This window comes from Pollutibacter soli (assembly GCA_029269725.1).
Classification (GTDB): Bacteria; Bacteroidota; Bacteroidia; order Chitinophagales; family Chitinophagaceae; genus Pollutibacter; species Pollutibacter soli.
In genome coordinates, this window is record JARJHS010000001.1 from 264886 (window position 1) to 290432 (window position 25547).

A 25547-nucleotide genomic window follows, 5' to 3' on the forward strand; every position below is an offset into this window, starting at 1 on the left:
AGCTATTCTTCTTTCATCAACGCTTCAAAAACAGTTTCGTACTCTTTTTCGGCTTTGCCGAGTTGCTCCGCAATCGACTGATACTTCTTTTCCGTTTCTGAAAATTTATTCTGATTGGAGTAAATGGAAGGATCAGCAAGTTCAGCTTCAGCCAATTGTTTTTTCTCATTAAGCCCGGCAATGAGCGTCTCAAGCTCACTGAATTTTTTCTGCAGTTTTTGTTGTTGTTTTTGCTTTTCCTTATCGATCGCTTTTGGCGCTGCCACAGGAATGGGAACTTCCTTTTTAGGCGCCGGCTGTGAAGATGGTTTCACAGGCTGTTCAGCCTTTGCTTTCGCACTGGCCTGTTTTTCCATCCGCTCTTTCCAGGCAACCCATTCTTCATATCCACCTTTAAATTCTTTTATCTCGCCATCAACAATTTCCCAGATCTTATTGGCGCTTCTGGAAATAAAGTAACGATCGTGACTTACAAGTATCAGGCTGCCTTCGTATTTATTCAGCGACTCCACCAACAGATCTACTGAATGCATATCCAGGTGGTTGGTAGGTTCATCGAGTATAAGAAAGTTTGCCTTGCTCACAATTGTTTTCGCAAGTGCAACACGCGCTTTTTCACCACCGCTCAGCACCTTAATTTTCTTATCAACATCATCACCGCTGAACAGAAAACAGCCGAGAAGTGTACGTAATTCCAATTCCGTTTTCTGACTTCCTGCAAGCAACATTTCCTCAATCAGTGTATTCGACAATCCAAGAGATTCGAGCTGATGCTGTGCGTAGAAACTCTCTTCAACATTATGCCCCCATATTCTCTCTCCCTCAAAACTTTCTGTACCTGCAATGATGCGGAGCAGGGTTGATTTCCCTTTCCCGTTGGCACCGATCAATGCGATCTTATCACCTCTCTCAATTTCAGCCGTACCATTTTTCAGGATCTGCAATGGCCCGAAATTCTTTTTTACATTCTTCAGTGTACAAATGATTTTTCCGGGAGTTTTATCTACCCTGAAATTAATCCTGATCTCCGGGCGCTCGATACTGCTTTCTTCAATGCGATCGAGTTTTTCCAGTCGTTTCATGATACTTTGCGCCTGGGCCGCTTTGGATGCTTTCGCTTTAAACCGCTCTACAAACCTTTCCTGCTGCCTAATATAATCCTGTTGATTTTCGTATGCGCGTTGCTGCATTTCCATGCGCAACTCTTTTTCTTTCTGGTAATATTCGTAGTTGCCGGTATAAAAATGCAATTGCTGCTGGTAAAGCTCCACGATTTTAGTAACCATCCTGTTCAGGAAATATTTATCGTGACTTACAATAACTACTGCACCCTGGTAATGCTGAAGATATTTTTCCAACCATTCGATAGATGGCAGGTCAAGGTGGTTTGTCGGCTCATCGAGTAGGAGCAGATCGGGCTGCTGCAGGATCATCTTAGCCAATAACACGCGCATGCGCCATCCTCCGCTGAACTGACGATAGGGACGTTGCAAATCTTCCGGAGAAAATCCAAGACCCTGCAGCACTTCTTCAGTCCGGTGATGAATTGTATATCCGCCAAGCGTTTCAAGTTCATGAAGTTTATCAGTATACACCAGCAGCTGTTTCTCGTCGTAATCGGCTTCCAGCAATTTCCCGAGTTCTTCAATTTCCTTTTCCAGTTGGATAATCTTTTCAAAAGCTCCCAACGCAACCTGCAGGATACTGTCGTCCGTATCAAATCCAAGCAAATCCTGGTGCAGGTAACCAATCGTTGTATTACGACTTTTCTCGACCGTTCCTGCAGAAGGAAGGTACCCGCCAGTCAATAGTTTTAAAAGTGTGGATTTTCCTGTTCCGTTGTACCCGATTAAACCAATACGTTCATTCGGTTGTATATGCCAGGTGGCATTTTCCAAAATCACTCGGGCTCCAAATTCAAAAGTAACATTCTGTAAACCAGCTAACATAAATCCTCCAGGTATGAAATAAAAGTGCAAATGTAATACAATACAGCAGGTCATTGAATTACCTTTGCCCCTGTAATTTTTTTATATGAGAATTATTAGCATTTTGATATTATGTTTTATATGTTTTTCCGCCTGTAACCAGGGTGCGGAAAATAAGGAAGGAAGTGCTTCGGTTGAAAATGCTCCAGCCGAAAAGATTGAAAATCAATCTGCCATGGACAGCAGCCTGAATCCTGTCATTGCTGAATACCTGGTATTGAAAGATGGTTTTGTGGAAGCGGATACTATTGCAGTAAATAGAGCTGCGGTAAATCTGGTGAGCTATATCGATAGTCTTTATCCGGATGATGACACGCTATCTGCCACTCCGGTCAGATCACTTTTTACAAATATTTCTGCGGAATCCAAAGGTCTTTTGGGTGAGTCGGATCTCAATGAAAAAAGAAAAAGCTTCAGCATGGTGTCTGAAAATCTTCACGACCTGTTGACACTGGTGAAGTATCGCGGAAATAAGATTTACCAGCAGACGTGCCCGATGGCATTCAATGATACTGAGGCAGCCACCTGGTTGAGTAACTCACCGGAAGTTGTCAATCCATACCTTGGCAAAAAACATCCGAAATACGCCGCCGGAATGTTGCATTGCGGAGAGGTTACAGATTCCATAATCAATCGCTGATCATGAGCTCTGAGTTGTGAAATGAGTTTGTGTTCTGCATGATATTCCTGGTGTAGAATGACTATGAAAAAATATCTTTTTCTTTTTTTATTGGCTATAACTTCCGTGTGCCTGCAGGCCCAGCAGCGATATACCATCAGTGGATATATCCGCGATTCGCTGAGCAGCGAAACTTTAATTGGTGCTTCGGTTACGGTTAAAGGTGAGGGGCGGGGTGTAAAAAGCAACCTGTACGGGTTTTATTCAATTACGCTGCCCGCAGGAAAATACACACTGCTTTGTTCTTTCATAGGGTATCTGTCGCAGGAAGTTGATATCGATCTGAAAGAAAATATGACGATCAACTTTTCCCCATTTCCTAAAGCCAGTCTCTCCCAGGAAATAGTAATTTCTTCAAAAAGGCGCGATGCCAATGTGCAGGATGCGCAAATGGGCAAGATTGATTTACCCATGAGTAAAATCAGGTCTGTACCAGTGATATTCGGAGAAATCGATCCGTTAAAAACGTTGCAATTGATGCCCGGCGTTACCAACGCCGGTGAAGGTAATAGCGGCATATATGTACGCGGCGGCGGCCCGGATCAGAACCTGATCATGCTGGACGATGCAGTTGTTTATAATACTGGCCATCTTTTCGGTTTCTTTTCCATTTTCAATGGCGATGCCATCAAAAATACTTCTTTGATAAAAGGCGGAATGCCGGCGCAATATGGTGGCCGCCTTTCTTCTGTATTGGATATCTCGATGAAGGATGGCAATATGCAGAAGTATGAAATTGATGGAGGTATAGGAACGATTTCCTCAAGACTTTCCATCCAGGGACCGATCGTAAAAGACAAAGCCTCCTTCATTGTTTCCGGAAGAAGAACTTATATCGATCTTCTTGCGAAACCATTCATTAAAAAGTCCAGCAATTTTTATGGCTCCGGATATTTTTTCTATGATGTGAACGCAAAAGTGAATTACCGTTTTTCTGATAAGGACAGACTTTATCTCAGCGGTTATTTCGGAAGAGATGTATTTGATTTTGTAAATGCCAAGCGTTCATTCGATATACAAATCCCCTGGGGAAATGCTACGATGACTGCCAGATGGAACCATGTTTTCAACAGGAAATTATTTGCCAATACAACGTTGGTATACAATGATTACAATTTCGAATTTGGTGCCCAGCAAAGCAATTTCGAACTAAAACTCAGCAGTGGTATCAGGGACCTGAATTTCAAATCAGACTTTGATTATTATGCTTCTCCAAAACATAAAATGAAGTTTGGTGGATTGTATACACGTCATAGGTTTACACCATCAGTAATCTCCGGAAAGCAGGACACAACTGAGTTTGAGCCTAACAATTCCCAGGTAAAATTTGCCAATGAAGCAGCTTTGTATGTACAGGACGACTGGGAGTTGAGTGATAAATTAAAAGTAAATGCAGGTATACGGTATAGTTGGTTTCAACAGACAGGTCCTTATAAAAAATACCTGACTGATGATGATGGAAACAAACTTGACAGCGTCTCCTATGGAAGCTCTGATGTAGTGAAAACTTATGGAGGACTCGAACCGCGACTTACTATTAGGTATGCTTTTGATGAAGAGACCTCGGTAAAAGCAGCAGTTACAAGAAATCTTCAATACATACATCTTGTTAGCAACGCAGGAACAACCCTGCCTACGGACGTGTGGGTCCCGAGTACATACCGGGTTAATCCGCAGATCAGCTGGCAGTATGCCTTAGGGATGTTTAAGAATTTTGATGATAATAAATTTGAGACATCCATTGAAGTGTACTATAAATCGATGAAGAACCAGATCGAATACAAAGAGGGATATACGCCTTCGATCAGGGATACAGAGGAAGAATTTGTGTTTGGAGATGGATGGAGTTATGGTGCTGAATTCTTTATTAATAAATCACGGGGAAAGCTGACGGGGTGGATCGGATATACGCTGGCCTGGACCTGGCGTAAGTTCCCGCAGCTGAACCAGGGTAATAAATATCCTGCAAAGTATGATCGTCGTCATGATCTTTCAGTTGTAGCTATATATGAACTTTCACCCAAATGGAAACTCTCAGGAGTTTTTGTATTTGCTACAGGAAATGCGACAACATTGCCTGAAAGGTTCTATATCATGGAGGGTGTACTTACACAAGAGTATAGCGACATCAACCAATATCGGCTGGACTCGTATCATCGGTTGGATTTTGCAGCAACGTATACTCCTAAACCAAATAGCAAAAAAAGATGGAAGAGTAGCTGGGTATTCAGCATATATAATATTTACAGCCGCGCGAATCCTTATTTTATTTATTTCGATCAGTCGGGAAGTCCTTACGATGGTTCTTTGCAGGTACAGGCGAAGCAGGTTTCCCTGTTTCCCATTATTCCATCAATAACTTATAATTTTAAGTTTTGATCTGTATTGACCGTTCATACTTTTCCTTCTTTTAAATTCCTCTGAGCTGAGCCTTTGGACTTTCTTTTAGTTAATTTTAGCAATCAATTTTTTAAAACATGAGAAAACTTTTTATTGCACAATCATTCGTGCTTCTGTCTGCTATTGCAGGGGCACAGACTTCGATTCCTGATGGAGGTGTTGTAAAACCTATTGACCAGGAAATGATTGGTAAGATCCGCAAGGAAGGTCTTGAAAATTCCAAAGTAATGGAGATCGCTTTTAATCTTACCGATGTAAACGGCCCTCGCCTCACCAACTCTCCCGGATATATGAAAGCAGCCAACTGGGCTGTAAACGAAATGAAAAAATGGGGTCTTGAAAATTCTGCTCTTGAAGCATGGGGCGATTTTGGAATGGGGTGGGAGCTTAAGAAATCTTATGTTGCGTTAACTGCCCCTTATTACAAACCAATTATTGCTTATCCGAAAACATGGACAAAAGGTACAGGTGGATTGAAACAGGCAGAAGTGTTGGTGATTGAAGCGAAAGATTCGGCTACACTCGCTGCTTATGCGGGTAAACTGAAAGGCAAGATCGTGATGTTGTACAAGAATGATCCTTATAAACCAACTTTCACTGCTGACGCCACCAGGTATACTGATGAACAGCTTGCGAAAATGGCTGAAGCAAAACTGTCACCACAGGCGCAACGTCCGACCGATACAGCTGCAGCCCGACGTCAGCGTGAGAACATGGCCCGGATGATGGCTCCTTCACTCGCAACACGTTTGAAAGATATGGCGGAGAGAGAAGGTGCAATCGCCATCTTTAGCAGTCAGCGTGGTCATGATGGTACATTGTTCGTACAGGGGCCATCAACAAGAAATGCGTACGATCCAAAGACTCCCGAAGGGATCAGTGATCTGGTGTTGACAATGGAAGACTACCAGACTTTCTCTCGTCTTGGAAAAGCAGGAGTTCCTGTCAAAATTGATATCGATGTACAGACTGAGTTCTTTAAGAAAGACACTAAATCGTACAATGTTGTAGCTGAAATTAAAGGGACAGATCCGTCATTAAAAGATGAGATCGTGATGCTTGGCGGCCATCTCGATAGCTGGCAGAGCGCCACTGGTGCAACAGATAATGCTGCTGGTTCTGCAGTAATGCTTGAAGTAGTACGCATTCTGAAAACACTTGGTGTAAAACCAAAAAGAACGATCCGCATTGCGCTGTGGAGTGGCGAAGAACAAGGCTTACATGGTTCAAGAAATTATGTAAAAAATCATTTCGCTGATCCTGCAGATATGAAAACAAAACCCGAATACGATAAATTTTCTGCGTACTATAACATCGATAACGGAACAGGAAAAGTGCGTGGAATCTATCTCCAGGGAAATGAATCAGTAAGAGCATTGTTCACAGAGTGGTTAAAGCCATTCGCTGATCTTGGTGCAACAACGGTAACGGTATCAAATACAGGCGGTACTGATCACCAGGCTTTTGATGGTGTAGGTCTTCCCGGTTTCCAGTTCATCCAGGATCCTATCGAATACAACACAAGAACGCATCACACCAATATGGATTCTTATGATCATTTACTTGGTGATGACTTAAAACAGATCGCAACAATTGTTGCGGCATTTGTTTACAATACGGCAATGATGGATGAAAAAATTCCAAGAAAACCAAAACCTGAACCTCGTGGTACAGGTTCCGGATTCTTCTAATGGATAACTAAATTTTATTGAAAACCCGGTGATTTCATTGCCGGGTTTTTACATTATACGGCTAGAATAATACATCTGTTGTTGGAGGAAAATAACATAGTCAAGAATGTTGAAATGCCGAAATTCACCAGGTATCCGATACTTGCAAGTATCGGATACCTGGCGAAAAAATTTTCGGAAACCTATCTGTACAGCTTTCCCGGCAGCCTAACCGAAAATTCTTTTTTTCTATCCCGATTTTCGTTTTGAAACAGACGCCAACTTTGAAATGATGTAAACGAGTAGTACAAGAACAACTGCACCAATAATCAACGGTATGAAAACGGCACCGATAGAAGTTGAAAAAGCTGCCAGATGCTCACCTGTACTTAAAACCGGATTAGCAGTTCCGGCGGTTGTTTTCGAGGAGAATAATCTCAGCAATGAAGTTCCAGCGTGAATAATACCTGCACCTCCTCCTCCAATAATGAGTCCGCTGACCCATTTCACCCAAGCCTGGTCGCCCGGCATTACAGATGTTGCGAGCAGTGTTCCCGCAGTTATAGCAAGAGGAGTATTAATTGCGTCGAGAAGATTATCAATAAATGGAACGTAATAAGCAATCAGCTCAACAACACAGGCGGTACCGAAACAGATGATCGCCGGCCAGCTGCTCAGCCAGGAAAAACTTTCATTTAATGGAAGAAGGTTAAATTTCGCTGCCAGCGCAGCCACCAGTAACGGAACAAAAACCCTGAAACCTGCACTGGCACTTAATCCCAGCCCGAGCGCCACACTAACTATCCATCCTGCATCCATTTACTTTAGGTTTTACTAAATGTAAAGGTTTAAAGTTAAACGTTCAAACGTCAAACGTCTGAACCTGCAGGCGGAAAAGAGGATCAAATGTAAAAATCCCGCTCAATGTTCAGTTTTACGCTAACGTTCAACGTTTAACGTTGAACCAGTATCTGCAGTTGTAATTTATTCTCTCAGTCTAAACCTGACTGTACCATTGATCTGCTCAGTAGAAGTAATATTAACTTCATAGCGTTTGTCCCCAACCGTTACCACCATTAATGCAGTGTTAGGTGGAATTGAACCGAGATTTTCAGCAATCATTACCAGGTCATTGTCATTTCTCTCTTCGTCCAGTTTTATTTTAATACTGATGGGAGTTGTTGACAGGCGTTGTTTTGAAACAATCAATTTACCGTTGAAATACAATGTTACCGTATCCCCATCGATCTGCCCGTTGTCATAGAGATTAACGGTAAACTCAGCCTCTGGAACTTCGATTGTTTTTATGATGTTTTTATTCCTCGCTTCAAATTTATTACCACCGTAAGATGGGATTTTTCCCCTGATTGCCGGCGCTTCCTCAGTTGGCCTTGGCTTTTCCGGACTGGTCTGCGTAGCTACTTTGTTTACTGTATCTTTTGTTTTGACAGTTGACGTCGCGGGTGGTTTTGTCGCAGGCTTGGTGGCAGGTTTAGTTGCAGGTTTTGTCGTTGAAGCGGTCGATTTTGTTGCCGGATTTGTTTTAGAGGACGGAGTAGTTTTTTTCGCCGTTGTCGGTGGAGGAGTTGTCTTTTTTGTTGTTGTATTGGACTTAGTGGTTGAAGGTTTTGTATTAGTAGCTGACGGCTTTTTATCTGCAGGTTTTGTGTCAGATGCTGCATTGTCATTGGTCGCCGGATTTTTGTTTGGCGCAGGACTGATCTTCACCAACAATTTGCGCTGAAGTTCTGTAGCACCGGTGCCGCAGCGATCGTTTTCCGATGCTGATCTCCAGCTTCCTTTCAGTACTTCCTTATCACCCTGTTTGAAAAAAGTAAGGATATGTGTTTGAAGACAATCGCGAAAATCAGGCGGTGTATTGGATTTTACTTTTGCAATTTCAGTAACTGACAACGACTTACTTCCTTCCTCATAAGTTCCTCTGAGTTTGCAAATCACATAACATCTTTTGCCATTGATGATAAAATAAGTATAAGAAAATCCACCAACTTCAGATCCGCTCACCTCCAGTTCCAGCACATATTCTGTTTCGCCGCTCAGAAAGCCGCCGCCACTTACAAATCCGCCAGTCCATTGGCCGTTCAGATTCTGGCCGTTGGTAAAAGAAAAAAAACCAAGACAGGAAATAAGAAAAAGAAAATATCTCATTATGCTATACAAATTAAAACTGTTGTTGCGTCAACTGCGAAGGTGCCAATATATTAACATTCAACATATGACGGAATAATTATTCATCACAGAACAGGAAATATCCGGGAAGGCTTTATTTATCGATTTGGATCTTACATCCGGGAGATGCTATCCGAACCCGTTCAACTGTTTTGGAATTTGGCTAAAAGTAAAAATTTCTTATAAGCAATATTTTAAATTCCTGGTACTTCCTGATCTCCGGGCAAATTATCTTTAAATAAGCGGTTCCGTACACAAGACTTCGTTAAATTTGCACTCCCGATTTATAAGCGGTAAATGCAGAGGAACAATGATTAAGATTAGTTTTCCGGATGGTAAAGTTCGAGAGTATGAAGCAGGCGTAACCCCTATGGACGTGGCCCGTTCGATCGCAGAAGGGCTGGCAAGAAAAGTGCTGGTGGCAGAAGTAAATGGCGAACCCTGGGATTCATCCCGGCCGATCAACGCTGATGCACAGATCAAATTTCTGACATGGGATGACAACAATGGCAAAAGCACATTCTGGCATTCCACAGCTCACCTCATGGCTGAGGCAGTGGAGTCGATGTTTCCCGGTGTAAAATTCTGGGTAGGTCCTCCTGTGGAAAAAGGTTTTTATTACGATATGGACCTGGGCGACAAGCACATCTCGGAAGAAGATCTGCGTAAGCTGGAAGTGAAAATGGCTGAGTTAGCCAAACAAAACAATCCCTACTTAAGAAAAGAAATCGCTAAAGACGATGCTGTTAAGTATTTCGCAGACAAAGGCGATGAGTACAAACTTGATTTGCTGAACGGTCTTAAAGACGGCGAGATCACATTCTATACGCAAGGCGGATTTACTGATCTGTGCAGAGGGCCACATATTCCATCTACAGGATTAATAAAGGCTGTAAAACTCACCAATATTGCTGGTGCATACTGGAAAGGGGATGAAAAAAATAAGCAGCTCACGAGGTTATATGGCGTGAGTTTTCCAAGTCAGAAAGAACTCGATGAATACCTGCAATTGCTCGAGGAAGCAAAGAAACGTGATCATCGCAAGCTTGGAAAAGAGCTGGGTATTTACACTATGGATGATGATGTTGGGCAGGGCCTGATTATGTGGATGCCGAATGGTACAGTGATCATCGAAGAGCTTGAAAAGCTGGCAAAAGAAACAGAATCTGCAGCAGGTTACAAGCGCGTGGTTACTCCGCATATCGCAAAAGAGAGTATGTATCTCACCAGCGGTCATTTGCCTTACTATGCAGACAGCATGTATCCGCCGATGGAGCTGGAAGGAGAGAAGTACTATCTCAAATCCATGAACTGTCCGCACCACCATAAAATTTTTGATGCAGAACCAAGAAGCTACCGCGATCTTCCTTACCGCATAGCAGAATACGGTACGGTTTACCGTTATGAACAGAGCGGTGAATTGTTCGGATTAATGCGTGTGCGTTGTCTTCACATGAACGATGCCCATATTTACTGCACAAAGGAACAGTTCGAAAGTGAGTTCAGGGCAGTAAATGACATGTATCTGAAATATTTTAAGATTTTCGGTGTCGACAAATATGTAATGCGGCTCAGTCTTCATTCCAAAGAAAAACTCGGAATTAAATACGTGAACGAACCTGAACTCTGGGAAGAAACCGAGAAAATGGTTCGTGATGTTTTAATTTCTTCCGGGATACCCTATGTAGAAGTTCAGGATGAAGCCGCATTTTATGGTCCAAAGATTGATGTACAGATATACAGTGTGATTGGAAGAGAGTTTACCCTGGCAACTAACCAGGTAGATTTCTCGCAGGGTCGGAGCTTCAAACTTCACTATACAACAGCTGATAATCAGTCTGAAACACCTTTAATCATTCACCGTGCACCGCTAGGTACACATGAAAGATTTATTGGATTTCTGCTGGAGCACTACGCGGGTAAATTACCCCTGTGGTTATCTCCCGTACAGGTGAAGATTTTGCCGATCAGCGATAAATTCCTTGATTACAGCCGGAAAGTACTGGAGGAACTGAAAAAAGCAGATATTCGTGCTGAAATTGATGACAGGAGTGAGAAGATCGGGAAGAAGATACGGGATACTGAATTGATGAAAATTCCCTACATGTTTGTCATCGGAGAGAAGGAAGTAAATGATAATGCGGTTGCTGTGCGTATACAGGGAAAAGGTGACGCAGGAACACAGCCATTATCAGAAATTATCCTTAAATTAAGAGATGAAATTAAAGACCGGCAATAACAAATAAACAAAAACAAATGTTAGCCTTCAACAGACAGTTTGCCGGCTGATCATTGAAGAAATTAAACTATGGCATTACAAAAAACTCCGTTTGGCAGTAGAAGCGGCGGACCAGGAGGTTTCAAAGGCAGATTTAACGCCAGGAAAGAACCAGAACACCGAATCAACCATTACATCAGGGTACCCCAGGTAAGATTGGTTGGTGACAATGTAGAAATAGGTATCTATCCAACTTCAGAAGCAATCAGGATTGCACAGCAGCAGGAACTTGATCTGGTTGAAATTTCACCACAGGCAGATCCGCCTGTTTGCAAGATTGTTGATTACAACAAGTTTCTTTACGATAAAAAGAAAAAGGAGAAAGAGATCAAGGCCAAGAGTAAATCAGCTGAACTGAAAGAGATCAGGTTTACTCCGGGTACTGATGATCACGATTTCGACTTCAAAGCCCGTCACGCGGAGAAGTTCCTCCAGGAAGGAAACAAAGTGAAGGCATACGTACAGTTCAAGGGTAGAGCGATCATGTTCAAGGAGAGAGGTGAGCTGGTATTGCTCAAATTTGCTGAACGCCTCGCTGAATTCGGACAGGTTGAAGGACTGCCAAAACTGGAAGGAAAGCGCATGCTGATGGTAATCGCACCTAAAAGTCACAAGAAAAAAGCAGATGTGAAGAGCGGTTCATAGTCCAAAGAAGTTCAAAGTTTATAGTTGATAGTTCATAGTCAGAACAGCCCACTTAGTAAAAAGTTAGAGCCGCCATATTTGGCGGCTCTAACTTTTTATTTTTACTCATGGATTTAGGTTTTATAAAAGCTCTTGCCGGCGCTGCATGTCCATAACTACGGCTTTACCATTACACCATTGTTCCTTTCCACCGTCCACTCCTGATATACCAGAATGACATACTGAGCATGCTCAGCCAATACAATATTTCGGATGCCCAGCCCCAGGTGATGGGTAGCTTCCAGTAGGAGAGCACCAGATAGATATATATCGAATACGCGATGATGGTAATGAATTCGATAAGCAGGTTCACTTTCGTATTACCGGTACCTATAACCGAATTCAACCAAACACTGGAAACCGACATCAGTGCAATACCAAAACATACAATCCTGAAAACAGGTATCCCTTCCCGTACAAACTCAGGTTGATCCTGGATAAAACCCAGCAGTGTGGCCGGAAAAAATTGAAGTATCAGTAAAATTGAAATGGTTATTCCGAAGCTCAGCCCGGCTATCCTATTGATCAATTGAACAACACGATCCTGCAGACCCTGCCCGATAATATTACTCACCATAGTAGTGGAGGTGGCAGCAAATGCCCAGATAATTACACCGAAAAATCCCATCATCAGGCGCATGAACTGACTGATGTCCAATGCAAGGCGACCATGATGCGAAATCAGAATAAAGAAAAATTCCCAGCTGATAATACTGATGGCATATTGGAGTACTAACGGGGACGATTGAGTGAAAAGCAGTTTCATCTGCTCAGGCTTAAAACTCATATCAGCAAAGAGTCTGAACCTTTTTCCCAGACCCTTCCAGTGGATAATAAAATACATGGACATCATACCAATAAATTCGGCACTGATGCTGGCCCATGCCGCACCATTAAAACCCAGTCGGGGGAAGCCGAAATGGCCAAAAATCAGGGCATAATCCAGGAATACATTGGAAAGTGTTTCAGCAAGTGTTCCCCATATTAACAGTTTGCTCTGGTTCGTACCTACCATCAACGCATTCCTCATTTGGTAGAGATACAGGAAAGGCAAACCGAAAATGCGGATCTTGAGAAATGAATCTGCCTGCTGATACAATTCCGGATCAATGACCTTTTGAAGAATCATTGGCGCTATAAGGTATGTAAGCAGAATTCCAAAAACAGAAATGCCTAACGTCAGGTAAATACTTTGTACAAAAAGACTTCCGATGTCCTGTAACCGATCCTGGCCTGCCCGTCTTGAGATCAGCGCCTGCAATCCATTATTCAACCCAAATCCTACTACTGAAAAAATCAGGTAATAGACACCGGTAATACCTGCAGCGCCCAGAAATCCGGGACCAAGTCTGGCAAGAAAAAAACTGTTTATCAGGTAATTAAACTGTGGAACCAGCATAGCAAAGCTGATCGGCAGAGATATACTGAGAATCTGCCGGTAGTTGATATCCAGCTTGAGATTGTCGCTTACCGCCACCTGTGCCATAATAGGAAGCAAACGTACAACATTAACCTGTTCACTAAAGTAGGCAGGCTATTTGCATTGCGGTTGCATTGGATAAAATTTACCAATACCTAATCATTATCTTTACCGCTATTAGTAAGAAGATCAGTGTAAACTGATGTTACGCGAACTATTGGTATTATTGTTTTATACTAACGAAAAAGCATGCTGCACGCTTCTTTTAATATCAGGCAGGAAGGTTTTGACAAGATAAATTTCAGGGGCACCAACTTATATGTTGATTTTGGTGCGGGCCACCTTGCTTTTGCTGTGATGATATCAACTTCCGGCCGGTTTGTGGGGCTCGAGTTTTATCAATTGAAAAACAGTATACGCCAGGAAGATCTTCGTGAATTGCTGGATTCCCATAGTTTTTTGAAGAATCAGTTCAATCGCGTTCTGATTTCTTATAATACCAAGGAAAGTGTATTGTTGCCTGAAAAAATGTACAGGGAAAATTATAAGGATCAGATCCTTTCTTCAATACATGGGGATTTGAATACTGGTGTTGTGATTGCTGAAAGTACGGATGTCGCAGACATGAAGAATATTTACCGTATACCTCAGTTTTATCAGGATGAGATCAGCAGATTATTTCCTGGGGGAAATTATTTTCATGTGTATTCAACGATTCTTAAAATTCTTGAACATCGCCGCAAATCTTTTCCGCCATCTTTCATATATGCGATCTTTTATCCCAACCAGATCATACTCACTGTTTTTATAGATCATCAGTTGCAATTAATACAGACATTCCCATATGATATTCCTGAAGATGCTTCGTACCATATGTTGAATATTGCGGACCAGTTTGAATTGTCAACAGACGATATACCCGTTAAAGTATGTGGATTGATCGATACTGAATCGGTTTTGTATACGGAGATCATGAAGTATTTTATTCATGTTGAAACAGATCCGAGACCGGGCTATTTTTCTTACGACGAAGCTTTTGATGTTTATCCTGCACATTTTTTCACGCCCATTTTCAGTTTGGGATTATGCGTATAATCAGCGGCCAGTGGGGCGGCAGAAGGATTCAGCCTCCGGCAAATATGCCACATACAAGACCTACAACGGATCTTGCAAAAGAAGGTCTGTTTAATATCCTGGATAACAACCTGGAATATCCTTCTTTAAAAACGCTTGATCTCTTCGGCGGTACCGGTGCGATCAGCTATGAACTCGCCTCACGTGGAGTGCCGGATCTGACCATTGTAGAGAAAGACCCTAAGATGTTTTCGTTCATCGGTAATACCATACAAAACCTGGGTATAGAAAATATAAAACTGGTGAAACAGGAAGTATTCAGTTTTATTAAAGCCTGTGGGGAAGATTTCGATTTTATTTTTGCAGGGCCCCCGTATGCACTTGCAGAGATAGATGAGTTGCCGCGAATGATTTTCGAGAAAAAATTGCTGAAACCCAACGGCTGGTTTGTCCTGGAACACACGCCGAGGAACGATTATAAAAAATTCGATCATTATAGAACAGAAAGAAAATATGGAACTACCATATTTTCTATTTTTTTAAATAAGGAAAATTAATGGACGCGCCGGTATTTATAACCGGTATTGGAACCGGAGTTGGAAAAACAATTGCTTCAGCAATTATTACTGAGGCTTTGGGCGGACACTACTGGAAACCGGTACAGGCAGGCCTCGATGAAAGTACCGATACAGAACGGATAAAGACGTTGATTTCGAATCCGGTTTCACAAGTGCATGAAGAACTGTATCTACTGACACTGCCAGCTTCACCACACCTTGCCGCCAGGAAAGATCATCTGCAAATTGACATTGATACGATTTGCCAGCGTGCACATGAAATGATGGAGAAGAGCTTAAACCCACTGATTATTGAAGGCGCTGGTGGCTTACTGGTACCACTAAACGAAAATGAAAAAGTGCTTGACCTGGTTGTTGCTTTAAAAGCAAAGCTGATCATTGTTAGCCGGAATTACCTGGGAAGTATCAATCATTCACTGCTCACGGCAGAGAAAATAAAAAGTACCGGAAATATCAGTGCACGATGGATTTTTAATGATCATTTTATGAATTATGAAGATGAAATAGTGAAATGGTCGGGAATAGATTCTCTCGGATCAATACCTTTTAACGCAGCGCCGGATACATCGTTTGTTTCCTCGCAGGCCAGGCGCTTAAAATCAGCTTTAACTCATTTTGTGAAAGTCGGTTTGGCTACCTGAAATTCAGCATTGATGCTTAAAAAAGAACTTAGAAAAACATATCGTGCCAAAAGAGCAGCGCTTACACCAAAAGAGCTGGCCGTCAACCAGGATCTGATACTGATTCAGTTTCAAAAGCTCGATATTCCATTCCTTGAAGCTGTCCATACGTATATACCTGTTTCCAATTTGAGGGAGCCGGACCCTCAACCATTGATTGATTGGTTACATTTCAGAAATCCCGGAATGGTGTGTGCGGCACCGGTAGCTGATTTCAATAGTGGGTTGATGAAACATGTGGTAATCAATGATAACACCGAATACCTGGTAAATCAGTTTGGCGTGACCGAACCTGCCGAAGGACTTGAATTGGATGCGTCGGTTTTCGATATCATTTTCGTACCGCTCCTCGCATTTGATCTGTCCGGATTTCGTGTCGGCTATGGGAAGGGGTTTTATGACCGTTTCCTGGCAGAATGCAGGCCCGATGCCATGCGCATAGGTCTTTCTTTTTTCGATGCCGTTGAAAAGATAAGCGATACCAATAACTTTGATCAACGATTGGATTACTGCATCACACCGGAAAGGAGCTATGAATTTTAATAACATCTTTTTGAGATCATTTCGGATACTGTTGTTTCCTTTCAGCCTGGTCTATGGCGCGATAGTCATCATTAGAAATTATTTATTTGACAAAGGTTTTTTAAAATCCACCGGATTTAATATTCCAATCATCGGCGTAGGTAATCTGTCGGTTGGTGGCACAGGTAAATCACCTATGGTTGAATACCTGATCGGATTATTGAAAGATCGGTATGCTATTGCAACTTTAAGCAGGGGATACAAAAGAAGAACGACGGGATATATACTGGCAACTGAACAAACCACAGCCATTGAGATCGGCGATGAGCCAATGCAGTTTCATATAAAGCATCCTGAAATTGCAGTAGCAGTAGGAGAGCAACGTATCGAAGCAGTACCTCAACTATTGTATGATCGTCCGGAGATCAAAACTATTATCCTCGATGATGCATATCAGCACAGATCGATTATTGCCGGCCTGAATATTTTGCTCACTGAGTTCAGTAATCTGTATGCAAATGATTTTTTTCTCCCGACTGGTGATTTAAGAGATCAGAAAGACAGTGCAAAAAGAGCCGATATTATCATAGTAACAAAATGTAAAGCTGGAATGCATGAGTCAGAGCAGTCAAAAGTAAGGAACATACTTCAGCCACTTCCTCATCAGCATTTGTTTTTTACATCGATCAGGTACGGATTACCGTATCATATCATTGATCGAAGTAACCGGCATCTCAACAGGAACACGGAAGTATTGCTGGTTTGTGGAATAGCAAATCCTGAACCTTTGAAAAAATATCTGCAGGATGAAACAAAGTCCTATGATGCGATGTACTATGATGATCATCACATTTTTAGTTTTGATGATCTTAAAGAAATACGAAAACGATTTAATAGCATTTCGCACGAAGAAAAAATTATTGTCACAACCGAAAAAGATGCAGTTCGTTTGATAAAGTTCAAAGAAGAATTACAGGCGTTGCCTCTATACGTCCTACCAATTACTGTAAGCTTTCTCTTCAACAGGGCTATGGCTTTTAATGATTTAGTCGTAAATTTCATTGAAAGTTATAAGACCGGCGATCATATTCAACCGGAATGATGATACACTAACAGAACAGCATTAAATTATGGGCAGGAAAAATTCTTCAGCAAAAAAGAACAAGCCACATCCACATAGTTATACCGGTATATTGGATATTACCAAATCCGGTATGGCTTTCGTTATCGTAGATGGTTTGAAACAGGATATACTTGTAAGGCCTGGCGACTATCGCAAAGCCTTTCATGGCGATAAAGTTGTAGTTCAGCTTAAACAGGGCAACCTGCGAACCGGTCGACTTCAAGGCCAGGTGATTGAAATTCTTGAAAGAAAGCAAACCGAATTTATTGGTCATGTTGAAGTGAATGATGATTTTGCTTTTTTTATTCCGGATAGCGGGAAGTCCACGCCTGATTTTTTTGTGCCGCTTTCACAACTCAATGGCGCAGTTAACGGAGATCGGGTGGTAGTAAAACTTTTAGAATGGAATCGCGATGAAAAGAATCCGAAGGGAACAGTGCTCACTGTGATCGAAGGAGAGAATCAGAATGACATCGCAATGAAAGAACTGATTGTGCAGAATGGATTCCCTCTTGAATTTTCCGAAGACACCGTCGAAGAATCCGAACGGATATCCGAAGGGGTAAGTGCTACCGACCTTGAAAACAGGAAGGATATGAGGAAAATCCTGACGATCACTATCGATCCCGTTGATGCCAAGGATTTTGATGATGCCATCAGTTTTCGCGTCCTGAAGAAAGGGGAGTATGAAATCGGAGTTCATATTGCTGATGTGAGTCATTTCGTTGAGACAGGAACAGCCCTCGACAATGAAGCTTATGAACGTGCAACTTCAGTTTACCTGCCTGATCGGGTGGTTCCGATGCTTCCTGAACGGATTTCGAACGAACTCTGCTCTTTACGTCCAAAAGAAGACAAGCTTACATATTCGTGCATATTTCAGATGAATTCAAAAGCTGAAATAAAACAGTATTGGATTGGCAGAACGATTATTCACTCCGATTACCGCTTCACATATGAGGAGGTACAGGATATAATCGAAACCCGGGCGGGAATGTATGCTACCGAGGTATTGGTACTAAATGACCTAGCTCAGCGTTTCAGAAAGGCAAGATTTAAAAACGGCGCGATCAACTTTTCTTCGCAGGAAGTAAGGTTTAAGCTGGATGAGAATAACAAACCCATCGGCATAGTAATAAAGGAAAGTAAGGAAGCGCATCAATTGATCGAAGAGTTTATGTTGCTTGCAAACAGGGTTGTGGCGGAAAAAGTTTCTGGCGTAAAAATCAATAAGAAACCGATACCGTTCCCTTACAGGGTGCACGATCAGCCTGATGAAGAAAAACTGATTCCATTTATTGAATTTGCGAAAAAGTTTGGTCACCGTTTCGAAACACAATCGCCGGAAGCAATTGCATCGTCATTCAACAGAATGCTGACAGCTGCGAAAGGATTGCCCGAACAGCATGTGCTGGAGCAACTGGGTATAAGGACGATGGCGAAAGCCGTATACACGTCTGAAAATATTGGGCACTACGGTCTTGGATTCGAGCACTATTGTCATTTCACTTCGCCGATCCGCCGGTACCCGGATATTTTGGTGCATAGGATTCTGACGCAGGTGCTGACGGAAAAGGTAAAGGCAGATAAAAAGCTGGAAGAGAAGTGCAAGCATTGCAGTGAGCGTGAAAGAGCTGCAATGGAAACTGAAAGAGCTGCCAATAAGTATAAGCAGGTTGAATTTATGAGTCAGTTTATAGGTGAGGAATTCAAGGCAGTGATCAGCGGAGTTTCCAGTTTTGGTTTTTGGGCAGAAACTGTTGAACATAAATGCGAAGGACTGGTAAGTGTTTTCAGTCTGCAGGAGTTTGATGATTTCAGACTTATCGAATCCGAATATTGCCTTGCAGGAAGAAGAAGCGGTCGAACGTTTCGGATAGGCGATAACGTTACAATCAGAGTGATAGCTGCCAATCTAACAAAAAGGCAGCTCGATTACGAATGGGTGTTGCAGTCGGATGCTATATTAACAACGAAGAAAAAGAAAAAAGGGAAATAATAAATTCTGCAGATTACAATGGCAATGCACAAGTTTGAAGAACTGTTACCCCGTTTTGAAGCTTATTTTAATCAGAGGCATTTCCCTCTTCAACCTTCGACTCTTTACGACCCCGCAGAATATTTTCTGGGTCTGGGAGGAAAAAGGGTGAGACCGGTGATGAGCCTGATGGGCAATGAACTTTTTGATGAAATATTACCTGACGCTTTTCATCTCGCCGCAGCGGTAGAACTTTTTCACAATTTCACATTGATGCATGACGATATTATGGACAAAGCCCCGTTGAGGCGCGGAAAGCCAACGGTTCATGCTGCCTATGGTGAGGCAACTGCGTTATTGGGTGGCGATGTGATGCTTGTTGTAGCTTATGAATACCTGAATAAAATTGATGTTCATTATCTGAAAAGAATAATGCACTTATTTAACCGGACAGCGATGGAAGTTTGCGAAGGGCAACAACTGGATATGGATTTTGAAAAAGCGGCGACAGTTGATTTGCCGGCGTATATAAAAATGATTGAGTTAAAAACTTCCGTTTTGCTCGCTGCCAGTTTACAAATGGGAGCTATTCTTGGTGGCGCCGGAGAAAACAACCAGCATCATCTGTATGAATTTGGTAAAAACCTGGGGATCGCGTTCCAGGTGCAGGACGACTACCTGGATGCATTTGGTGATCCCGAAAAATTCGGAAAACAGGTAGGCGGTGATATCATGGCGAACAAGAAAACATTTTTAATGATTCATGCACTTGCCACATCAAAAGGTGAATCAAAAAAAGAATTGGAACATCTCCTGACAACTAACGGCCCAGACAAAGTTGAAAAAGTATTAAACATTTTCAGATCCTGCGGCATTGATGCATGGGCCAAGGATCTGAAAGAAACTTACATAACTAAAGCAATGTATCACCTGGAAGAAATTGCTGTGATATCTTCCCGTAAAAAGCCCCTGACTGAGCTGGCTGCGTACCTGGTGCAAAGAGAGAAGTAGTTGCGGGTTCCGGATGTGCTATCAATGTATAAATGCCTAGGGTATTTGGCCAGAAGGCAGTGGCCAGTGGGCTTCGATAGCTATCGGAGGACACAGTCGTGATCATTTCAACTTCCATTTTTTTACAACCTGCCTGCCGGCAAGCAGGCTGCCAACCGACAACTGCCAGCGAAACTATGCACCAAGAGCATTGAACTATGAACTATTTATCATTATCTTAACCGGATAAATCCGTTACATGGCAAATTCGGTTTTCCGGAAAAAATCAATTGAAAAATTACTTACTGAATCAGAGGCAGGTGGAACAGATGGTCTGCACGGCGGAAAGATGTCGAAAGTCCTTACTGTCAGGGATCTCACCCTGATGGGTGTTGCTGCTGTTATCGGCGCCGGGATTTTTTCAACCATTGGATCTGCAGCATATGATGGCGGACCCGGTTCGATCTTGTTGTTCATTATCACAGCTGTTACCTGCGGATTTACCGCATTGTGTTACGCAGAGTTTGCTTCGCGTATACCCTTGTCCGGTAGTGCATATACTTATTCATACGTGACTTTTGGGGAAGTTATTGCCTGGATAATTGGATGGGCGCTGATACTTGAATATGCTATCGGAAATATTGTTGTGGCTATCAGCTGGAGCGCTTATTTCAACAATATATTAAAGGCAATCGGATTACATCTTCCGGAAAACCTCACCACCGGGTACCACTCTGCAAAACTCGCTTATGAAGAAGCTATCGCCGAAAACTTACCGGTTGCTGATCTTATCTGGAACACCGCTCCAAAAATCGGTCCGTTTAGATTTATCATTAATCTGCCGGCTTTTATCGTGGTAGCATTAGTTACTTTACTTGCATACATCGGTATACAGGAAAGTAAGCGCACGGCTAATTTTATGGTGCTGCTAAAGATCGTTGTACTGGTATTTATCGCAGCAATTGGGCTATGGTATATATTTTCAAATGATACAACTGGAAACTGGACGCCATTTCTTCCGAACGGAATGTCGGGTGTGTTGAAAGGCGTGTCTGCTGTATTCTTCGCCTATATTGGTTTTGATGCGATCTCTACTACAGCAGAGGAATGTAAGAATCCCCAACGTGATCTTCCGAAGAGTATGTTAAATTCCTTGCTGATTTGTACGGTGATTTATATCGTTACTGCTCTTGTTATCACTGGGATGGTAAACTATTCCGAATTTAAAGGTGTTGCTGATCCGCTCGCTTACGTGTTTGAAAAAATCAACATGAAGAAGATCGGGTTTATTATTTCAATCAGCGCGGTTGTAGCTGCGACCAGTGTATTACTCGTGTTTCAGCTGGGGCAGCCACGCATCTGGATGGCCATGAGTCGCGATGGATTGCTTCCTCCGAAATTTGGAAAAATTCATAGTCGGTTTAAAACTCCATCATTCGCAACGCTTTTATCCGGCGCCCTGGTAGCCATCCTTGTGCTTTTCGCAGATGATGGTTTAATGACAGATCTTACTTCCATCGGTACCCTTTTTGCTTTTGTTCTGGTAAGTGGCGGAGTATTACTTCTTCCAAAAATTGCAAAACAACCAGGGAAATTCAGTTTGTTATATATCAATGGAAAATGGATTGTGCCAGCTCTGTACATTTTATTTGTGTTTCTGATGCGGGAAAGGATCATGAATGATTTGAGCAAAATCGGTTCCGAAGGCTACCAGGAACTTTTATTTATTCTTTTTATCATCATCGCCGGCGTATTTGCGATACTGAGTTTTGTAAGGAATTACTCACTCATACCTGTGTTGGGAGTACTTTGTTGTATGTATCTGATGATAGAGATACCTGCAAAAAGCTGGCTGGTATTTTTCGGATGGATGGCGTTAGGGCTTGCTATTTATTTTCTTTATGGATTCAGAAGAAGCAGGCTAACAACCTAAAATCGCAACTTTTCTAAAAAACTGCTGTGGAAATTGATTTTTGTTCTTCTCTTCAGAAAAACTTAAATTAGGATAGATCTTTCACTTAAATCTGCAGTTTATGAACCTCATTCAACGATTGGAAAAATGGGGTGATACTCATCACCCGAAATGGCTTGATTTCATCCGGATTGTTTTGGGCATTTTCCTGTTCCTAAAAGGTTTGGAATTTGTAAACAATATGGATCAGCTGACAAACACAATCAGCTCCGGCAGTTTTATGACAGCAATGTCAGCAGGTGTTCTTGCACACTATGTTGTTTTTGCACACATTATAGGTGGCATATTAATCGCTTTTGGACTACTAACCCGTTTCGCCTGCATTATTCAGATACCAATACTTCTCGGGGCGCTGTTCGTCGTTAACGCACAAGGAGGAATATTTACACCTTTCACAGAAATCTGGATGGCAATCCTGGTTTTGTTGTTGCTGGGATTCTTCCTGATCGAAGGGAGTGGACCGATTTCCGTCGACCACTATATGGGAACGCATACAGAAAAAGAAGGTGGTGTTCTGAAAAAATAACTAAGCTCTATTCTGCTTTATGCTTCCATCCGCTTAAGCGGGTGCGGGATTTTATGTAAATTTGCTGTCCTGTAATAAATATCAGGAGTGAGCAAGAAATGAAATATCAGCAGGGTGACAGGGTTTTGTTATTACACTCAGGAGAGGAGGGAGAAATTATTGACTTCATCAATGAGAAAATGGTGACGGTTGAAGTCAATGGTGTACAATTTCCTGTTCATACCGACCAGATTGATTTTCCCTATTTCAGCCGGTTCACTAAGAAAAATGCACAACCAGTTAAAAAAATTGCGCCCAAAATCGAGTCGCTGAAAAGAGAAAAGCCTTCGGCGAAATATAAGGTTGACAATGGAGTATGGTTGATATTTCTCCCCGTTTTTGATAAGGATATTTTTGATGATGACGTTGTGGATTATTTCAAAATATTTCTTGTAAATCAAACATCCGATCATCTCAACTTCAACTATACATTAAAGTATATCTCCGGGTCCGATTTCGGGTTGAAAAATGAAATTTTACCGTGGGCTGATTTTTATTTGCACGATGTACCTTTTGACAGAGTGAACGACAATCCGAAATTTGAATTTGAATTCTCGTTGAAGATCCCGGATAAAAAGAAGGCTGCACATTTTGAAGCATCTGTCAAGGTAAAGCCAAAACAGTTTTTTCAGAAGGTGGAGGAGATCCGGATGAAGCAGCTGGCGCACTTTTCGTATTTGTTGTTCAATGAATATCCGGAAAGGGTGGAAGAGGAAAAGGAAACGAACTTCAATTTACTTTCGAAAGCCGGGTATCGTGTATACCAGGCCGATAGAGCGGGAACTTATATTGAACAGGCGAGATCAGTTGTAGATTTACACATAGAGAAACTTGATGATCGTTGGGAGAAACTGGATACCTATGCAATCCTGGATCTGCAATTGAGAACGTTTGAAAAATATCTTGAACTGGCCATTTATCATCATCTTGATTCGTTGATTATAATACATGGTGTAGGAAGTGGAAAGCTGCGTGATGAAATCCATGATCTTCTTCGTTTAAAAAAAGAAGTAAAGTCATTTGTAAACAGGTATCATCCTTCATTTGGTTACGGAGCGACAGAAATTTATTTTAATAAATAACTACAAACCGGGTCATCGCTTCATGAAAACATGGGGAGGAAAGTCCGGACAGCACAGAGCATCGTACCGGCGAACAACCGGGCTTGTCAGAGTTTTACTTTGGCGGGACAGATAGTGCCACAGAAAATAACAACCTGTCGGATTTTTCCGGCAGGAAATGGTGAAAACGGGAGGTAAAAGCTTCCGGGGATAAATAGTAATATTTATTTCGGGTAAACCTTGCGTGCTGAAATGCCACATAGGTTCACGGATTCCGGGAAACCGGAAATCAGCTGACTCGGTTGATCTTCTTCGGGAGTCGTGAATGGGTAGGCAGATTGATTTCGCGAAGTAATTTGCGAAACAGATAAATGATGACTATTCCGGTTTTACCGGGAAACAGAATCCGGCTTACAGGTTTGTAGTTTTTGGTTTTACGTTTAACGTTTAACGTTTAACGTTTAACGTTAAACGTTAAACGTTAAACGTTAAACGTAAAACCTCATATTTGACTCGCTCAAATAAATAATAAAGCCCCATAACGGGGCTTTATCTCTTTTTTTTACCTGCGATGCAGGCCCTACCAAAACCAACTTATTTTTTAGCAGTTTTCGCTTTTGCGAAACTGTTGTATTTCAAATCCTGCGTGTGATTGAAATTAATTTCCGCATCTGCTTTGCTGATCATTTCAGCAGAAGGATAGCTTTCCCAGATAACTGAAGCCTGGAAATCATTGTTCAGATCTTCGTCAGCACCGGACGCAACTGATCCGTCGATTTTGATTCCGGCAACCTCTGCTGTGAATACATCATTCATGTCCACGTCTGCATTGTTACCAGCCTCTGCTCCGATTACTGTAATGTTTTCTGCTTTGAACTGGTCACCAATCATCTCATCAGCTGAATTGCTGCTGAAAGTGTTGCTCATATCAACAGTAGTTTCTTTTTTAAACTCATTGTTGATTGCGCGGTCTGATTCACTGATCAGCATTGCCAGAGCTTTAAGTTTGCTCTCAGTTAAAGAATGACGCAGATTCGTGTAAGCTTCATTGTCAGATTTCCTGATCATTTCTGCTGAAGGCAGATTGTAAAGCCTGTAAACATTGCGCTCATTTCTTTTAGCGGCTGGCTTTGCTGTTGAACAGCAGTCTTCGGTTTTTTCAGTCTTGTCAACGTTTGTCAATGCTGCACTTTTATTCAAAGTGTCATCATCCTGAACGAATGACATGGTTGAGAAAGCCATGCTTGCCATGAGGACGAAGGCACTCAATTTTCCGGATAAACTCTTTCCGGTCCTCATGAGTTGGTTAGCTTGTTTAAGTGTTCCTGCCTTTGGAGTCACTTTTTCCATCTTACGTTTCATATACTATCTATTGTTTACTTTTCTTGTTCTATTGTATGACAAAGATATAGTCTAAGACCGCTACCTTGTTATACATAATACTATGTCTGGTCAATAATCGTTATAAATGGTCAAGTATGTTGATGGTAGAAATTCCGCGGGTTGATTATCTGGTTAGGTCCCGGTGTCCGTAAGTGCCGGGGAGCGGAGGTTCAGGTTTCAAATGGCTGCGCAAAGTTAAATATTATCTTTCACATTTGCAAACACCCACTATCGCTTTTTTGAAATCTATCTAAAAACACCTCGTTTTCAAGTCTTCATTTACTAAAACGAAATCGTTCTACACTTATTTTA

Annotated in this window: 20 protein-coding genes and 1 other RNA gene; 16 read left to right on the forward strand and 5 right to left on the reverse strand. The window is 42.0% G+C overall.

The genetic code is table 11. The annotated features are described in order from the left end of the window. Nucleotides 1–2: 2 nt before the first annotated feature. Complete coding sequence (locus P2W82_RS01135) at nt 3–1949, reverse strand: ABC-F family ATP-binding cassette domain-containing protein (RefSeq protein ID WP_336513989.1); 1947 nt, start codon at nt 1947–1949, stop codon at nt 3–5. Between the two features lie 85 nt (nt 1950–2034). Here P2W82_RS01135 and P2W82_RS01140 point away from each other — a divergent pair, with 85 nt between their 5' ends. The 3 genes from P2W82_RS01140 to P2W82_RS01150 all read left to right on the forward strand — a co-directional run bounded on the left by P2W82_RS01140 (nt 2035) and on the right by P2W82_RS01150 (nt 6758). Then, nucleotides 2035–2628, forward strand: a complete 594-nt coding sequence (locus tag P2W82_RS01140; RefSeq protein WP_336513990.1) for a DUF3347 domain-containing protein — start codon at nt 2035–2037, stop codon at nt 2626–2628. A gap of 57 nt (nt 2629–2685) precedes the next feature. After that, nucleotides 2686–5046, forward strand: coding sequence for a TonB-dependent receptor (locus P2W82_RS01145; protein ID WP_336513991.1), 2361 nt, complete (start codon nt 2686–2688; stop codon nt 5044–5046). A 98-nt stretch (nt 5047–5144) separates the two neighbouring features. Further along, nucleotides 5145–6758 (forward strand): M20/M25/M40 family metallo-hydrolase, encoded by a 1614-nt coding sequence (locus P2W82_RS01150; RefSeq protein WP_336513992.1) that lies wholly within the window; start codon nt 5145–5147, stop codon nt 6756–6758. Between the two features lie 228 nt (nt 6759–6986). Here P2W82_RS01150 and P2W82_RS01155 read toward each other — a convergent pair whose 3' ends face one another. Together P2W82_RS01155 and P2W82_RS01160 are read right to left on the reverse strand one after the other, a co-directional pair. After that, a complete protein-coding gene (locus P2W82_RS01155) occupies nt 6987–7556 on the reverse strand; it encodes a DUF4126 domain-containing protein (protein ID WP_336513993.1) in 570 nt (189 codons plus the stop codon). 165 nt (nt 7557–7721) lie between these two features. Beyond that, a complete protein-coding gene (locus P2W82_RS01160) occupies nt 7722–8906 on the reverse strand; it encodes a hypothetical protein (RefSeq protein ID WP_336513994.1) in 1185 nt (394 codons plus the stop codon). A 331-nt stretch (nt 8907–9237) separates the two neighbouring features. Here P2W82_RS01160 and thrS point away from each other — a divergent pair, with 331 nt between their 5' ends. Together thrS and infC are read left to right on the forward strand one after the other, a co-directional pair. After that, complete coding sequence (gene thrS, locus P2W82_RS01165; protein WP_336513995.1) at nt 9238–11166, forward strand: threonine--tRNA ligase; 1929 nt, start codon at nt 9238–9240, stop codon at nt 11164–11166. Between the two features lie 69 nt (nt 11167–11235). Then, entirely contained in the window at nt 11236–11850 is a 615-nt protein-coding gene (gene infC, locus P2W82_RS01170; protein ID WP_336513996.1) for a translation initiation factor IF-3, read from the forward strand. Nucleotides 11851–12019: 169 nt separating this feature from the next. Here infC and P2W82_RS01175 read toward each other — a convergent pair whose 3' ends face one another. Then, nucleotides 12020–13387, reverse strand: coding sequence for an MATE family efflux transporter (locus tag P2W82_RS01175; protein ID WP_336513997.1), 1368 nt, complete (start codon nt 13385–13387; stop codon nt 12020–12022). Between the two features lie 171 nt (nt 13388–13558). Here P2W82_RS01175 and P2W82_RS01180 point away from each other — a divergent pair, with 171 nt between their 5' ends. The 11 genes from P2W82_RS01180 (at nt 13559) to rnpB (ending at nt 24282) form a co-directional block, all read left to right on the forward strand. After that, on the forward strand, nt 13559–14404 hold the full coding sequence (locus tag P2W82_RS01180) for a DUF3822 family protein (protein ID WP_336513998.1): 846 nt from the start codon (nt 13559–13561) through the stop codon (nt 14402–14404). Further along, nucleotides 14395–14940 (forward strand): RsmD family RNA methyltransferase, encoded by a 546-nt coding sequence (locus tag P2W82_RS01185; protein ID WP_336513999.1) that lies wholly within the window; start codon nt 14395–14397, stop codon nt 14938–14940. Before P2W82_RS01180 ends, P2W82_RS01185 begins: the two co-directional genes overlap by 10 nt. After that, nucleotides 14940–15602 (forward strand): dethiobiotin synthase, encoded by a 663-nt coding sequence (gene bioD / locus P2W82_RS01190; RefSeq protein ID WP_336514000.1) that lies wholly within the window; start codon nt 14940–14942, stop codon nt 15600–15602. Before P2W82_RS01185 ends, bioD begins: the two co-directional genes overlap by 1 nt. A 12-nt stretch (nt 15603–15614) precedes the next feature. Continuing rightward, entirely contained in the window at nt 15615–16184 is a 570-nt protein-coding gene (locus P2W82_RS01195; RefSeq protein WP_336514001.1) for a 5-formyltetrahydrofolate cyclo-ligase, read from the forward strand. Between the two features lie 10 nt (nt 16185–16194). Continuing rightward, nucleotides 16195–17265 carry a tetraacyldisaccharide 4'-kinase gene (gene lpxK, locus P2W82_RS01200; RefSeq protein ID WP_336514002.1) on the forward strand — a complete coding sequence of 357 codons (1071 nt, stop codon included), beginning with the start codon at nt 16195–16197 and terminating at the stop codon, nt 17263–17265. Nucleotides 17266–17293: 28 nt separating this feature from the next. Further along, the gene (rnr, locus tag P2W82_RS01205) at nt 17294–19285 is read left to right on the forward strand and encodes a ribonuclease R (protein WP_336514003.1); all 1992 of its coding nucleotides are present in this window, start codon (nt 17294–17296) and stop codon (nt 19283–19285) included. Between the two features lie 18 nt (nt 19286–19303). Continuing rightward, a complete protein-coding gene (locus P2W82_RS01210) occupies nt 19304–20275 on the forward strand; it encodes a polyprenyl synthetase family protein (protein WP_336514004.1) in 972 nt (323 codons plus the stop codon). A 238-nt stretch (nt 20276–20513) separates the two neighbouring features. After that, nucleotides 20514–22187: an amino acid permease gene (locus P2W82_RS01215; protein ID WP_336514005.1), complete on the forward strand. Its 1674-nt coding sequence runs from the start codon at nt 20514–20516 to the stop codon at nt 22185–22187. A gap of 100 nt (nt 22188–22287) precedes the next feature. Next, nucleotides 22288–22752: a DoxX family protein gene (locus tag P2W82_RS01220; RefSeq protein ID WP_336514006.1), complete on the forward strand. Its 465-nt coding sequence runs from the start codon at nt 22288–22290 to the stop codon at nt 22750–22752. A gap of 98 nt (nt 22753–22850) precedes the next feature. Then, on the forward strand, nt 22851–23873 hold the full coding sequence (locus P2W82_RS01225) for a Smr/MutS family protein (RefSeq protein ID WP_336514007.1): 1023 nt from the start codon (nt 22851–22853) through the stop codon (nt 23871–23873). Continuing rightward, an RNA gene (gene rnpB / locus P2W82_RS01230) (RNase P RNA component class A) lies at nt 23873–24282 on the forward strand. The genes P2W82_RS01225 and rnpB overlap by 1 nt, the downstream gene beginning before the upstream one ends. Nucleotides 24283–24446: 164 nt before the next feature. Here rnpB and P2W82_RS01235 read toward each other — a convergent pair. Continuing rightward, nucleotides 24447–25214, reverse strand: a complete 768-nt coding sequence (locus tag P2W82_RS01235; RefSeq protein WP_336514008.1) for a hypothetical protein — start codon at nt 25212–25214, stop codon at nt 24447–24449. Nucleotides 25215–25547: the final 333 nt, after the last annotated feature.

Bases quoted from the DNA above. Each gene is read 5' to 3' on its own strand.
- infC (WP_336513996.1), top strand. From the start codon at position 11,236: ATGGCATTACAAAAAACTCCGTTTGGCAGTAGAAGCGGCGGACCAGGA.
- P2W82_RS01195 (WP_336514001.1), top strand. From the start codon at position 15,615: ATGCTTAAAAAAGAACTTAGAAAAACATATCGTGCCAAAAGAGCAGCG.
- P2W82_RS01155 (WP_336513993.1), bottom strand. From the start codon at position 7,556: ATGGATGCAGGATGGATAGTTAGTGTGGCGCTCGGGCTGGGATTAAGT.
- P2W82_RS01135 (WP_336513989.1), bottom strand. From the start codon at position 1,949: ATGTTAGCTGGTTTACAGAATGTTACTTTTGAATTTGGAGCCCGAGTG.
- bioD (WP_336514000.1), top strand. From the start codon at position 14,940: ATGGACGCGCCGGTATTTATAACCGGTATTGGAACCGGAGTTGGAAAA.
- P2W82_RS01145 (WP_336513991.1), top strand. From the start codon at position 2,686: ATGACTATGAAAAAATATCTTTTTCTTTTTTTATTGGCTATAACTTCC.
- P2W82_RS01180 (WP_336513998.1), top strand. From the start codon at position 13,559: ATGCTGCACGCTTCTTTTAATATCAGGCAGGAAGGTTTTGACAAGATA.
- P2W82_RS01220 (WP_336514006.1), top strand. From the start codon at position 22,288: ATGAACCTCATTCAACGATTGGAAAAATGGGGTGATACTCATCACCCG.
- P2W82_RS01185 (WP_336513999.1), top strand. From the start codon at position 14,395: ATGCGTATAATCAGCGGCCAGTGGGGCGGCAGAAGGATTCAGCCTCCG.
- P2W82_RS01160 (WP_336513994.1), bottom strand. From the start codon at position 8,906: ATGAGATATTTTCTTTTTCTTATTTCCTGTCTTGGTTTTTTTTCTTTT.
- P2W82_RS01225 (WP_336514007.1), top strand. From the start codon at position 22,851: ATGAAATATCAGCAGGGTGACAGGGTTTTGTTATTACACTCAGGAGAG.
- P2W82_RS01235 (WP_336514008.1), bottom strand. From the start codon at position 25,214: ATGAAACGTAAGATGGAAAAAGTGACTCCAAAGGCAGGAACACTTAAA.
- rnr (WP_336514003.1), top strand. From the start codon at position 17,294: ATGGGCAGGAAAAATTCTTCAGCAAAAAAGAACAAGCCACATCCACAT.
- P2W82_RS01210 (WP_336514004.1), top strand. From the start codon at position 19,304: ATGGCAATGCACAAGTTTGAAGAACTGTTACCCCGTTTTGAAGCTTAT.
- P2W82_RS01215 (WP_336514005.1), top strand. From the start codon at position 20,514: ATGGCAAATTCGGTTTTCCGGAAAAAATCAATTGAAAAATTACTTACT.
- P2W82_RS01140 (WP_336513990.1), top strand. From the start codon at position 2,035: ATGAGAATTATTAGCATTTTGATATTATGTTTTATATGTTTTTCCGCC.
- thrS (WP_336513995.1), top strand. From the start codon at position 9,238: ATGATTAAGATTAGTTTTCCGGATGGTAAAGTTCGAGAGTATGAAGCA.
- P2W82_RS01150 (WP_336513992.1), top strand. From the start codon at position 5,145: ATGAGAAAACTTTTTATTGCACAATCATTCGTGCTTCTGTCTGCTATT.